The sequence below is a fragment of the Leptolyngbya sp. ST-U4 genome (assembly GCF_039962215.1).
GTDB lineage: Bacteria > Cyanobacteriota > Cyanobacteriia > Elainellales > Elainellaceae > Leptolyngbya_A.
This window is the reverse complement of record NZ_JAMPKZ010000012.1, coordinates 26542-40457: the sequence shown is the minus strand read 5'-3', so window position 1 is coordinate 40457 and position 13916 is coordinate 26542. Positions and strand designations below refer to the sequence as shown.

At 49.9% G+C, this 13916-nt stretch carries 8 protein-coding genes and 1 pseudogene; 5 read left to right on the top strand and 4 right to left on the bottom strand.

Going from position 1 to position 13916, the window contains the following annotated elements; all coding sequences use genetic code 11:
- The first annotated feature begins 646 nt into the window (after positions 1 to 646).
- Both NDA02_RS17375 and NDA02_RS17370 read left to right on the top strand, forming a co-directional pair.
- A complete protein-coding gene (locus tag NDA02_RS17375; RefSeq protein WP_348247346.1) occupies positions 647 to 1522 on the top strand; it encodes a DUF2382 domain-containing protein in 876 nt (291 codons plus the stop codon).
- A 156-nt stretch (positions 1523 to 1678) separates the two neighbouring features.
- Positions 1679 to 1869, top strand: a pseudogene (locus tag NDA02_RS17370) (IS66 family transposase); the annotation flags it as partial.
- Between the two features lie 34 nt (positions 1870 to 1903).
- Here the strand turns inward: NDA02_RS17370 and NDA02_RS17365 are convergent.
- Positions 1904 to 2347, bottom strand: coding sequence for an ATP-binding protein (locus NDA02_RS17365; protein WP_190793728.1), 444 nt, complete (start codon positions 2345 to 2347; stop codon positions 1904 to 1906).
- Positions 2348 to 3354: 1007 nt separating this feature from the next.
- Positions 3355 to 4365, bottom strand: coding sequence for a phosphoribulokinase (locus NDA02_RS17360; protein ID WP_190793727.1), 1011 nt, complete (start codon positions 4363 to 4365; stop codon positions 3355 to 3357).
- A gap of 839 nt (positions 4366 to 5204) precedes the next feature.
- Between NDA02_RS17360 and petH the strand changes: the two genes are divergently transcribed.
- Entirely contained in the window at positions 5205 to 6461 is a 1257-nt protein-coding gene (gene petH, locus NDA02_RS17355) for a ferredoxin--NADP reductase (RefSeq protein WP_190793726.1), read from the top strand.
- Positions 6462 to 6535: 74 nt separating this feature from the next.
- Here petH and NDA02_RS17350 read toward each other — a convergent pair whose 3' ends face one another.
- Positions 6536 to 7729, bottom strand: coding sequence for a helix-turn-helix domain-containing protein (locus NDA02_RS17350; RefSeq protein WP_190793725.1), 1194 nt, complete (start codon positions 7727 to 7729; stop codon positions 6536 to 6538).
- Between the two features lie 665 nt (positions 7730 to 8394).
- Between NDA02_RS17350 and NDA02_RS17345 the strand changes: the two genes are divergently transcribed.
- Complete coding sequence (locus NDA02_RS17345) at positions 8395 to 9195, top strand: phytanoyl-CoA dioxygenase family protein (RefSeq protein WP_348255484.1); 801 nt, start codon at positions 8395 to 8397, stop codon at positions 9193 to 9195.
- A 41-nt stretch (positions 9196 to 9236) separates the two neighbouring features.
- Here NDA02_RS17345 and NDA02_RS17340 read toward each other — a convergent pair whose 3' ends face one another.
- Positions 9237 to 11228, bottom strand: coding sequence for a GUN4 domain-containing protein (locus tag NDA02_RS17340; protein WP_348255482.1), 1992 nt, complete (start codon positions 11226 to 11228; stop codon positions 9237 to 9239).
- A gap of 588 nt (positions 11229 to 11816) precedes the next feature.
- On the opposite strand from NDA02_RS17340, the gene fusA reads away from it, so the two are divergent.
- Positions 11817 to 13898 (top strand): elongation factor G, encoded by a 2082-nt coding sequence (gene fusA / locus NDA02_RS17335; RefSeq protein WP_348247349.1) that lies wholly within the window; start codon positions 11817 to 11819, stop codon positions 13896 to 13898.
- Positions 13899 to 13916 lie beyond the last annotated feature (18 nt).

Here is a 13916-nt window from a genome sequence, read left to right as displayed (position 1 = left end):
ATGTGCCTTAAAAGGTCACAAGTTAGGGACGCCAATTCCTAATGGTGATGTTACAGATTCCCGCAGAACGGGTTCGACCAGAAGTAAGGTGGAAAAATTTATCGTTCAGAAACAATTCGAGAGTTAAGTCCGGCATTGCTGAATGGAAATCAGATTCTCGGATAGGGGGTTCTGCGCTAGGGGTAGTTTGCAAGCCACTCTTACAGAATTCATCCCTCGGATCAGCAATGCCTTAAGTTCTTCTGTAATTTTCCCAGAAAAGAATAGTAGGATGATGTTCCATTTTTTCGCGAAAATGAAAAATTTCCTGCCGTTTGTAATGAGGATTTAGGAGGCCAAACCCTCTCAAGCCAATCATTCCAGACTCCTTAAACCATGTTCGTTATCCCTTTTCAGATTGTCTGGAGTGTCATAGGTTGTCGATGCTCGTTTATGCTCGCGATCGCTAAAAATTTCAGGCTGATCTACAACTAAAGTCTTGCTTGCTTATTTTTAATTGTCTCCCCAACGAAAGGTGATTTAGATTGAAAAATCCTTAATGTTAAAGAATAAATACGGCACACAACAAACACTAAGGAGACTTCACGAAATGCCTTTAATGAAACTCGAGGATTTCTATCCTGATCATCAAGAATTCTCTTCTGAAATGGGTTCTAGCCTTGATGATGTTAAGTCCTATGATGTCTATGCTCAGGGCGATGATAAGGTTGGCTCTGTGCATGACATTTTAGTGGATGATCAAACAGGTGAGTTCCGCTACTTTGTGGTTGACAGTGGATTTTGGATTTTCGGTAAGAAAGTGCTGCTGCCTGTTGGTATGGCAAGCATTGATTCTACCTCCCAGCGTATCTATGCAACCAATCTGACTCGCGAGCAGGTTGAAGCTTTACCTAAGTTCAACGACCTGGAAAAAACTGACTACGACTACGAAGAAGAAGTGCGTGGCGTTTATCGTCCGTCCATGGGTACTACGACTGCTGCAACCACAATGGGTACGGCATCAACGGCTGGCATGATGACTTCTGACATGACGGCAATGGATACGATCGATACGCCTGTCACCGCTGACACCACCTACGATCGCAACAGCTACACCTACGATCGTGACGCTGCTATGTATGGCATGAACGATCGCGACCACCAAACTCTGAAGCTGTATCAGGAACGCCTGATTGCTAACAAGCACCGCCAGAAGACGGGTGAAGTAGCGATCGGTAAAACAGTTGAAACTGAAACCGCGCATGTTGCAGTCCCCATCGAGAGAGAGCGGGTTGTCATCGAGCGCACCGCTGCTGGCCAGGTGGTGGCTGGCGACACGAGTGATGCCTTCCATGATGACGCTGTGCGGATGGAAGTCTACGAAGAAACGCCCGACATTCGCAAAGAAACCGTCCTGCGCGAGGAAGTAACGGTACGGAAGGAAATCGATCGCGATACCGTGGTTGCAGATGAAACTCTGCGCCGTGAAGAACTCAACATCGACAAAGACGGCAACCCGATCGTCAACAATCCGAACCTGTAATTAGGGTTGTTCTACCGGGATTCGTTGATCTAATTCCCTAAATCCGAATGCAAAAACTCATAGGTCAGGTAATTTTTGCGCCTGCCTGTGAGTTTTTATTGTTGAAGTTATGCTGATAATTAATCCGGCTCGATTGCTTATCATTGCTGACGTACGGGGCGCATTGAACAGCTAGAACGGTAATACAAGGAAGTCAAGTCGGAGAATCAATTGCTCAAGGAGCCGTTGCAGCCCAATAGCAAGAACTCATCTAAGCCCCCGTTTCAAGATCGAGGCAAAGGCTTTAAGGCAAAAGGCAAGCAGCAGGGGAAAAAGAATCCAGGGAAGCGGGGCACGAGGGACATAAGCGATCGTTGTATTCAATCAGCAATGCCCGAATTCTTACCCCTCAGGAAGGATATTTTTCACAATTAGCAGGCAGTTGCGCTGATCTTCTGTTCGCCAATAAGCCAGCCCATCAGCAATTTTTTCCATCAGCCGTAAACCGCGCCCTCCTTCAGCCTGCTCTGGAACCAAAGGAGCTTTCTGGAGGAAATTCTCCAGGTCAAATTCGGCTCCATAATCCCAGATGCGGATTTCGAGTGTGGTTCTATTGAACGTCACCTCGATTTCGATCGGCGTATCAGCGGGCTTGCTGCAATGGGCATATCGCACAGCATTGGTGAAGGCTTCTGCGAGCGCAATCTGGCACTGAAGCCAAATCGTACGAGGCAGAACCGGGCAAGCAAGCTGCTCAAACCAGGAAAGCACCTGCCCTAGAGAGTTTAGATCAGTTTTAACTTGGGTACGAACTTGCAGGGTATGAAGTTGAGCTAGTAGATTCACGAACGTAGACTCGCAGGTCAAGCATCAGAACTACATTAATGGGCGAAGTTTTGATATCCGTTCACTCTTTAACTTATTGTATTGCAGCTACAGCAGTCCTTTATAAGCTTGTCGGTTGAAATCACCTTCCGCTCGTTAACTCCAGCACCCTCATGTTAATTTGTAATGAAACGTCCTGCAACCATCGACGGTACTCAATAGTTGGCAGGACAACTCAGGATTCCAATGTTATTAGTTGAGGTTACTTTCAGGCCATTTTGTAGAATTAGTCAGCCAGTGTAAGCGTCAGGAATAAGCTCTTCAGAAGTTGCTCGACTTCGCCCACCCTTGATAATAAGGCGTTTTTACAGGCTGGAGTTTCTTTTGCAGAATTCGGGGAAGGGTGATGAACCAGATTAAAGTTGCTATCAACAAGACAAGCCAGGAAGTAACGTCTGTTTTTGAAGTTGTCGTGTCTTTGCAGAAGGCGTGAAACAGAATGCTGAAGGTAGCCGTGGCTCCAAATAAGTAGAAAACCATAGGTGACAACAGAATAAACTATGGGAGAAAAATTTGAAGAAGGGGAAATCTAATCAGCGAATTTGGACACAGGCGAATTTAAGAGCGAATCGATAAAAAAGGAATGTACCTTAATCAAATCATAGGAATACAAGGAGCGCGTGGCGGCAAATACGGAATTTCAGGATTAAATCCTTTGTTGTCATCTTCTCGAACCTACCGTATTCCTACTGAAGCAATAAGTTGGGAATATGACATTAGTGCACTAGCTCTTTTCGGCTTGTCACTTCAGAAGTTGTCTTGACTCGCCGCAATAGCCGCAATGATTTACTGGCAAACGTGTTGTCCGTCCTTATCGGGTAGATCCTGAGCAAGGTTAACGTTCAATCGCCCAACAAAAACTCCCAGATCAAAGCCTGGGAGTCATCTGTTCATTCAATGAATTCAATTCAAACCTGCCGAGTCAAAAGCCCGATGCGAAGCAGTTTCCCTTCTGGGGTAACGCCCTACTAGTTTGCAGCGACCTTCGACATCTTGGCTTCTACGCCCATCAGACGCTCGTAGGTTGCGCGCATCTTCAAACCTGTCAACACCTGGAATAAGCCTGTGCCGTTGCTCGAGCCAGGATACTCTTTGTGTTGAAGCAGCAGTTCGGTCATCTCGCCGTAGTATTTGGTCGAGGTGTTGCTCAGGTGTCCTTCGATGTAGATCACTTCTTCGAGGCGATCGAGCTGTCCATCGAGTTCTAGTACTGAGACGCTGTGACCGTAGTACTCGTCGGGACCATAGTGCATCTTAATGCCGGGGTAAGAGCAGGTCAGCTTGCGACCGCAGGGAATCCAGTCGATCGTCGAACCTTCGTCAAACAGGTAAACGGGTTCAAAGCCTTCCACGCCATCCTTTTGAATCAGCCGCACCCGCAGCACATTACGCTCGGTGTCATTTGGGATGAGCTGAGTCGGCAGGACTTGAATTACCACATCGGCATACTGCTTTTGGGGGTTAATATATGCCTCGAAATCAGGACGGCGGGAGTTGATGGCAGCTAGCACGTCGTCGTAGGTGTGACCCCGCTCCGCCATGTCACGCTGAATCTTCCAGGCAATCTTCACTTCGTCGTCGATGTCAAGGTAGACGCTGAAGTCGAGCAGGGCACGGACGCGCTCATCGTACATCGGGTGCAAGCCTTCGATCACGACGATCGGGGTAGGCTTGATCAGTTCCGGCGGATCGATCATGCCTGTCTCGTGGTTGTAGATCGGCTTCATAATTTCCTGACCGTTCTTCAGAGCGGCCACCTGCTCCGCCATTAGGTCAAAGTTATTAGCGGCGGGATTCAGTGCGGTGACGCCGTGGTCTTTGCGCTGCTTGCGATCCAGACTGTGGTAATCGTCAAGGCAGATCACGGTAATCAGTTCTTCGCCAAACAAATCTGCCAGGCGACGGAGAAAGGTTGACTTGCCGCAGCCGGAATCTCCGGCAACGCCGATGAGAACCACACGGTCTGGCTTACTGGTCATAGGTTTCCTCTAGGCAACAAGAACGGTTTTCACTCGATAGATTTTGATCTGAACTTTGCGATCTGACCTTTCTGATCCGAATTTTGCTGATCCGAACACAGATTTATAAAGTTAGATCTCGAACGGATGACTCTCTCCGCCTTTTGCACGGCAAGCATCGCTTAAACTATCAAACCATTAAGGTGAACCCAGATCTACTACTAGATCTAATGGGGAACGCTCAAAGTTTGAATTGTCTGGATTCGCGATTTGCTGCATCAGGACAGTGAACCGGAGAGGTGGCTGTACTAAAAGCATAGAGAGAAAGCAATTTCTTCCTTTGCTTCATGCCCAGCAAGTTTACATTCAGCTAGAATCGCCTCAGTTTGGAGATCAAACCAGGCAAGTCCGACTAAGTATTTATACTTCTAATATTGGAATGTTATCAAAATGTGATCCCCGCTTCAAGGGCAATTCAAGATGATTTTTAAGAAGAAGCGATTTGAAGACAAAGCAGGCAAAACTTCAAACTTTCGATAGATTTCCGACCCTTAAGCCATTATCGAACCTGAAATTAGTAGAAATCGTTCGGATAGGACAGTCTGACTCTGCCGAAGCCGGTATGTTAGGGCTGGAGCAGAGTAGGAATTCCTATCCTGCCCGTTTTTGTATCTCAAGTCTGTATCAGAGGACTGCTTGGCAATGTTACGCTAATACCTAATCATTGGCGACTCCTTGGGTTTGTGCCGCATGGAGTTGACTTGTGGTGGCACCAGCGTTGAACGATCTACTGAGCCGACTATTAGGCTGATAGGTCGATCGTGCTGAATAATGAGGGTTAGGAGAATAGTTGATTAGCAATGTACAATCCAAGCGCAGTGGGTGGTGCTTCCAACACGCAGTACGGTAACCGCCTGTTTATTTACGAAGTCGAAGGGCTACGCCAGAACGAAGAAACTGACAAAATGGATTATCCGATTCGGAAGAGCGGCAGTGTGTTTATCACTGTCCCTTATTCGCGGATGAACCAGGAAATGCAGCGGATCACGCGCATGGGTGGCAGAATTGTCAGCATCCGCCCTGTCACCGCTGAAGGTGGAGTTAACGGCAAAGCGTCCTCTGAAGCAGCAAAGACCGAGCCTATAACCGTTCAGTCAGCAGAAGAGAGCAAGCCAATGACTCAGGCACCGTCATCTCAGCCGAAAGCTCAGCCTAAAGAAAGGGCAGCAAAGCCCGATGTTCCCGTGAACATCTATCGTCCGAATAACCCCTATATCGGCAAGTGCATCTCCAACGAGGAACTTGTGGGTGAAGGCGGCATCGGTACCGTTAAGCACATCAAGTTTGATATTTCTGGTGGAGACCTCAAATACATTGAAGGTCAAAGTATCGGCATTATCCCCGAAGGAACCGACGATAGAGGAAAGCCGCACAAGCTGAGACTTTATTCGATCGCCTCAACCCGTCACGGCGACGACGTAGACGACAAGACCGTTTCTCTTTGCGTGCGTCAGCTTGAATACAAGCACCCTGAATCGGGCGAAACCGTGTACGGTGTTTGCTCGACTTTCCTGAAAAATCTGAACCCTGGCGATGATGTGAAGATCACAGGCCCGGTGGGTAAGGAGATGCTGCTGCCCGCTGACCCCGAAGCCAACGTCATTATGATGGCAACCGGAACCGGGATTGCGCCGATGCGGGCATACCTGTGGCGGATGTTTAAGGACAACGAGCGAGCAGTCAACACCGACTACCAGTTCAAGGGATTTGCCTGGCTGATTTTTGGGATTCCTACTACGCCCAACATTCTTTATAAAGAAGAGTTGGACGAACTGCAAGCCAAGTTTCCTGATAACTTCCGCGTTACCTACGCCATCAGTCGCGAGCAGAAGAACTCAGAAGGCGGCAGAATGTACATTCAGCACCGTGTTGGAGAACACGCCGATGAGCTATGGAACCTAGTGAAGCAGGAAAAAACCCACACTTACATCTGTGGTCTGAAGGGCATGGAAGACGGGATTGATGCTGCTATGGCGGGAGCCTGCGCGAAGGAAGGCATCACTTGGAAAGAGTATCAGCGATCGATCAAAGAACGCTGGCACGTTGAAACCTACTAACCAGAGCTAACTTGTTCTAAATCAAAAGAAAGCCGGGAGACAGCCTTCCGGTTTTTTTAATGAGTAATTGGTCTCTAAAGCTCAGAGTTCAAAATTACGATGTGGAAGCGGGAGTCGATCGCAATTCTCTGCTGTCGCTGCAGCTCGCCTAGCAGGCGTGTGATTGTAACTCGACTGGTACAACAGGCACTGGCAATTTCTTCGTGGGTCAGCCGCAGCTTTAACCGCACTCCGCCTGCAATCGGTTCTCCGATCTCTTGTTTAAGCAGCCGCAGCAAGAGATAGAGTCGTTGGCGAACGCGCCGCTGTCCGGCGATCGAGAGCAGTGATTCCATCTGCTGAAATCGATCGTTGAGCTTGGGCAGAATCAGCCGCGCCAAGTGGGGATAGGTTTTCACTTCTGCGGTCGAGAACTGGAGAAGCTGCACATCGGTCATAGCAGTCGCCTGATAAACGGGCAAAAAGGATGAGCCAGAGCCAAAAGGCATCAGAGACCCAATCAACCCCAGCAGCACCTCTTCGTTTTCTTCAGTCAGGGTATGCAGCTTGACTAGTCCTTCATGCACGAGCCACAGGTTTTGAGGAGTGAGCGGGATCGCTTCGCCTTTGCTATAGCGAAGAATGGGGCGATCGATTGTCAGCTCACGATCGTCCTCGTTCGCAAAGTTCTCTTGCTGGGGAAAAGAAGATTTGATCCAGGCTTCGTTTGCCTCGCGCAAAATCCAGTGCAGGCTGCTCTGTTCTTGCTGGACATGGGCGGCAGCAGAAACGGTCAGTGTTAGGTGGATGGGAGTCAAGCTTTGGGGCTGAAACCAGCATGACCAGGTGTAGGGGCGATTTTCTTGAGCGACACGCAGCATTTCTGTGCGAAATAGCATCCGCTGTTCTGGCGGCACAAAAGTTACCAGCGGTTTCCCGATTAGCATAGACTGGGGCAGGTTGAATAGCCCAGCGGCGATCGGATTTGCCTCCTGGATTTTTCCCTCCAGGGTGGTCGTGAGATACGCTTCAGGAATGTGATTAATTAGATTTTGATAATAGCGATGCTGCACCGATGCGTCCTGCAACATTTGTGCAATGTGGTCGCTTTGTTGGCTCAGTTCCTCGTTTGCAACTTGTAGCTCTTCAGCCGCAATTCCCAGATCCTTCCAGACTGAATCAACAGCTTCTGTTGAAAGAGCCGTAGGTTGGTCAAGATTTGCATAAAGTTTCTCTAAACGGCTATGTAATGCACCGAGTTGTCTTCCGAACGATTCTGAAGAATTCATAAGGTAAATCTCAAATTCGATTTTTAAACGGGAAGAAAACCAGTTCTTTCAACTTACCTTAGCAAGTTTGGATTTGGCATAGAAAAACACCTCTTTGTTCCACTCAAACTTATTAAATAATTTCGCCCTAGCCCTTGCCTGGCAATCGCTCCATGGATTGGTAATTAATTGATTAAGAGCAAATGTATTGTATGTACAGCCGTGCTTTATATAGATCCTTTCTTTAGAGATACGTTCAATTTTAAGATTGAGTATTTTTAGGGTCAGCAGCAGAAGTCAGGCAGAAGATATCCATCACCCTCTACTGAATCAGAAAGACTAACAACAACGATCGCCCCGTTCAAAGTTAAGTTAAAAGTAATTGCCTAAGCAGATGTTTGAGCATCGTTCGAGCAGGATGTCGCGATTTCCCATGCAGCGCTGATAAAACTGTTCACGAGTAAGCTGGGCGATCGGTGATAAATCCAGGACGGTACTTATCGAGGCATTCCTTGACTGTGTTTCTTGCTTTCAGCGTATCTTAACTGAGCTTTGATCAGGGCGATTTTAGGAAATTCGATCGCTGATTCAATTACAAGCTGATGGCTACAATTTGTAACTTTTAACACCAAGAAAATCTTTGCTTCTTAAGATTGAGAGGCTTTTGATGTACGGTTCAAACGGGTATGACAGAACGCTACAGCCAGCAACAGATTCAAGCATTCACGCAAGCCGTTTTAGAGGACGGGTTTTGCATTCTCCGCAATCACTTCTCGCCAGATACCCTTCAGACATGGCAGGAAGCTTTTACGCCGCTGCTCACAGAACATATCGATCGCGAAGGCAACCTGAAAAATCGAGGGACATCCCGCTACTACGTGACGCTGCCCTTTATGGCTCCGTTTGCCGACCCAGCAATTTATGAAGACGACGATGTTCTGGCGATCGTTGCCAGGTTAGTGGGTGAAGATGCTGTGATGTGTCAGCTTGCAACGGATACGCCGCTTTTGGGGTCAGAGTATCAAGCCATTCACCGGGACGCGCCCCCCCTATTCCCAGAGATTGAGCAAGAGACTCCTCCGTTTCAGCTTGCCGTGAATTTTCCGCTTGTAGATGTGACGCCGGAAAATGGACCGTTTGAAGTGGCACGCAGAACGCACCGGGTCACGAAAGAAGAGGGACTTCGTCTACTGGAAGCAGGAGTTGTGCAGCTCGAACCCATTACCCTAAAGATGGGTGATGTCATGATCCGAGATGTGCGTGGACTGCACCGGGGAACGCCCAACTACACTGATACCCCTCGCCCGATGGCAGTGATTGGCTATAGCCGACGCTGGCTATTGCGCCCAGAAGTGTCGATTCAGATTCCCCGTGAGGAGTGGCATAAGCTGTCCGATCGCGCCCGTCATCTGCTGCGGTTTAACCCGGTAGTGGCATCTCTAGAAGACCGATCTGCCGCTGAGGTTTACCAGGCATACGCTTATTAGGGAGTTCACTATTAGGGGGTTCATTCTGCAAGTTCCTCAGTTTAGTTCGATCGCCCCATGAGAAAACTGCTTTGCATCGCATTTCTAATCAGACTGCGATAAGGCTGCCAGATTTGCACGCTCTGACCGTTTGCCATGAAAAACTGCCCATTGGGACTAAATTGGAACTGGGCGACTTCATGAATCTGCTTGAGCGGATGCCCAGTTGCGACTTCCCAGAGCGTTATGCCCTGCTGAGGAATGGGTTCGCTTTGAATCAACGGCAGCAGCAGCGTGCTGGTCGCAAGGACTTTCCCATCTGGACTAAAAGACACCTCTGCCAAATTGTTCGGCATCACGGGATGTCCCGCCGACTGCACTAAATCAAGACTCTGCACTGACTGATAGGTTTGCAGGTTCCAGAGATGGGCTTTCTTGGCGTCCGTGCTGGCAAGCAATGTGCCATCTGGGCTGAAGGCGAGATGCTGAATATCTTCTGTGTGGCTACTCAGCGTTTTCATCCGTGCTCCGGTAGCGGCATTCCAGAGCTTAACAGAGCGATCGCGATCCGCCGTTGCCAAAATTTGTCCATCAGGGCTGAAGGCAATCGGGAGTTCAGGGGGTCGATCGGCTGCCTGAGTAGCTGCCTGAGTAAAGGTGCGAATGATCTGTCCGGTTTGAGTGTTCCAGAGCTGTAGCGTGTTGCGATGTGTTGCCGTTGCCAGCCGTTGACCGTCCGGGCTGATCAGTACAGTATGAGCAATGCCGTCTGAGGGATTAAGGCGAATCGTGCGGAGGAGTTGACCTGTTTTCAGATTCCAGAGCTTGATTGTCTGGTCGGCACTGGCACTAACAAGCAACTGACCGTCTTTGCTAATGGCGATCGCCCTCACCGCGTATTGGTGTCCGGTAAACGTCCGCACTGCTTCTCCTTTATCTGTTGTCCAGAGCCGCACTGTACCGTTTGAGAGTCCGGCGGCAATCAGGCGACTGTCTGGGGTAAATGCGATCGCATTGGCAACATCTCCCACAATTCGATTGGCTTCAGTCGGCGGTTCCTGAGCCTGCCCTGTAAAGGAGAAAGATTCAGTCGCCTGTCCCCGTAGCAGGGTAACAATCCGATTGCCGCGCTGGGCGTTCCAGATTGCCAGCGTACTGTTGTTCCGGTTCTGGTTCGGGTTTCCGCCACACGATCGCTCATAGCTGTAGCTGCTGATCGCTAGAATGGTGCTATCGGGGCTGATTGCCTCTGCCAGTTCATTGACCGGACAAGAATTATTTGGATTACTGTTGGCGTAAAGCGTCCTCAGATCGATCGAATAGGCAAGGCTTGCCTGCTGCCAGGAGCCCGCTCTTGGTAAAGGAGATTCCAGGGCGGTGGTAAGCCAGTTGAAGAGGACGGGCAAATAGCGATTAAAGCGTTCCCCTTGAAGATATATCGCATCAATCATGCAGCTTCCACAGCTTTGAGCATTCAGCATGGCATCAATTCGCTCCCAGTCAATGCCTGCCCAGGGTAGATGACCTGCGGGAGCTTCCTTTGAGTAATTTAGCTCTGGTTCTGTGAGCCAGTCGGGTGAGACGAAGTTTTCTGGGTTGGGGGTCGGGCGAGTCCAGCCGACTCGATCGCCAAAGGCCTTAGCAGCCGTGTCGGTATTGTTAGGATGCTGGGATTGGGCTTCCTCCCAAATTCGCCGCTGAACGCTGAACCCAAACCGCCCGTTGCTGGCTTCTATCCAGAGGCGATCGAGGGTTTGCAGAATTTCAGGCGGAATATTGCTGGCAAGCGGTGAACTGAAGACATCTCCGTTGGGATGCACCCATGTCTGGAGAATACGGCGAGTTTCAGCATCCGCAGCCTGCCAGTTTTGAGACCGAAGCTGCGATCGAAGGGTGCTGAAGTCTACCGGAGCAGATTGAGTTAGATAGGAGAGCGGTGGAGTTTGAGCAAGCGTTTGAGCAAGAGAAATCTGTATTGACGGGGTGCTGAAGCGACCAAGACTGGAAACCAGAGTTGTACCAAACAAAAGGAAAGCAAAGAGGGATCGATTCATGAGGCTGTTCTAGAGCTAAACCTGAAGACAAGCTGGAATGAGTGCAAGTTAGTGGAACGGATGAATATACGACTACTGCTGATCTGACTTCTACATCGCCTCTTAAATTCCCAATACTGGTAGATTCCTAATACCGGGGACTTTGAAACCTGAACGTTAATTAATTCTTCCCAAAATTGGGAGGCGAGGAGAGCGAATTATTTTCAGTAATACTGGTTTCCATTAATACCGAAACTTAGACGATTTAAAGGAATTGCTGAGCAGCAGGATAGTTCCAGCTTTGGGGCACAATAGAAGTTTGTTTAGGAGTTGGTTTGCCTTCAGCCTGTCTGTCACCTATAGGAGGATGTGTTTCTGCGTCTACAACACCACACTTTTAAGTCACAACACTTTACAATGGCTTATGTTGCCGTAAATGTGGAAAAGGGTTTCTTAATTTCTTCAGTCACGAAATTCTCCCCGCAGTCGTTAACAAGCAACGGTGTCCCTGGATAACGCTTGCAGGCAATCATCGATCCCAACCCTGATCAACCTAAAATCCTGATCAACGGTTCGTCAAATTTTCAATTTAGAAAACACACGCACACAATGAAAGACCTCACTCGTTACCGCAATATCGGCATCTTCGCTCACGTTGATGCGGGGAAGACGACTACAACTGAAAGAATCCTGAAACTAACTGGCAAAATCCACAAGATCGGTGAGGTTCACGAAGGCGCAGCCACGACGGACTTCATGGAACAGGAGCAGGAGCGGGGGATTACGATTCAATCTGCTGCTACAAGCTGCTTCTGGAACGATCACCAGCTCAACATTATTGACACTCCCGGGCACGTAGACTTCACGATCGAGGTTTACCGCTCCCTGAAAGTGCTGGACGGCGGCGTCGGCGTATTCTGCGGCTCGGGCGGCGTAGAACCCCAGTCTGAAACCAACTGGCGATATGCCAACGAGTCCAAAGTGTCGCGGATTATCTACGTCAACAAGCTCGATCGCACGGGCGCAGATTTCTATCGCGTGGTGAAGCAGGTGGAGCAGATCCTCGGCGCGAAGCCGCTGGTGATGACCCTGCCGATCGGTCGCGAAGACGAGTTCAAAGGCGTGATTGACCTGCTGAACCGCAAAGCCTGGATCTGGGATGAGTCTGGCGACCCCATGAACTACCGGATTGAACCCGTTCCTGCCGATATGGTGGATCAGGTCGAGTCCTACCGCGAACAGCTGATCGAAACCGCCGTTGAGCAAGATGACGATGTGCTGGAGCAGTACCTCGAAGGCAACGAGCCGGACATCGATACACTGAAGCAGTGCATCCGCACGGGCACGATCAAGATGGCGTTCTTCCCGACCTTCTGCGGTTCGTCCTTTAAGAACAAGGGTGTACAGCTCGTGCTGGATGGTGTGGTAGACTACCTGCCCAACCCGACTGAAGTCAATCCCCAGCCGGAAATGGATCTGGAAGGCAACGAAACGGGTACATTTGCGACTGTTGATGCCACGAAGCCGCTACGCGCACTGGCGTTCAAGATCATGGACGATCGCTACGGCGCACTCACCTTTACCCGCCTCTATTCCGGTACGCTGTCGAAGGGCGATACGATCCTCAACACGGCAACGGGCAAAACCGAGCGGGTCAGCCGTTTGGTGGAAATGCATGCAAACTCACGTGAAGAGATCGATTCGGCACAGGCAGGCGATATTGTGGCGATCGTGGGCATGAAGAATGTCCAGACCGGACACACGCTTTGCGATCCGAAGAATCCAGCAACCCTGGAACCGATGGTCTTCCCGGAACCCGTGATCTCGATCGCTGTTAAGCCGAAAGCGAAGGGCGGTGAAGAGAAGATGGTCGCAGCTCTGACCAAGATGGTGCAGGAAGACCCCTCGTTCCACATGATGACCGACGAGGAAAGCGGCGAAACGATTCTGAAGGGCATGGGCGAACTTCACCTGGACATTAAGGTGGACATCCTCAAGCGCACCTATGGCGTGGAAGTCGAAGTGGGCAAGCCTCAAGTGGCTTACCGCGAATCGATTACCCGTCGCACCGAAGATACCTACACCCACAAAAAGCAGTCGGGTGGTTCGGGTCAATACGCGAAGATTACTTATGCGATCGAACCCGGCGAACCTACTACGGGCTTTGTGTTTGAGTCAAAAGTGACGGGCGGCAGCGTTCCCCGTGAATTCTGGCCCGCTGTGCAAAAGGGCTTCGAGAGCAGCATCGACAGAGGTGTGCTGGCAGGCTTCCCCTGCATGGATCTGAAGTTCACCCTGATTGAAGGCGGCTTCCACCCGGTTGACTCTTCGGCGATCGCGTTTGAGATTGCGGCAAAAGCAGCTTATCGTCAGACGATGCCGAAAGCAGGTCCGCAGTTGCTAGAGCCGATCATGAATGTAGATGTGTTCACGCCAGATAACTACATGGGTGATGTGATTGGTGACCTCAACCGTCGTCGCGGCATGATGAAGTCTCAGGAAACGGGTGTTACCGGAGCGCGGATTAAGGCAGATGTACCGCTGAGCGAAATGTTTGGCTACATCGGCGACCTGCGTACCATGACTTCCGGCCGGGGACAGTTCTCAATGTCGTTCTCGCACTACGCGCCCTGCCCGAATAACATTGCTGAAGCTGTGATCAAGGAAGCGAAAGAGCGTCAAGCTGCTTAATCGCTTGAATTGCTTCTC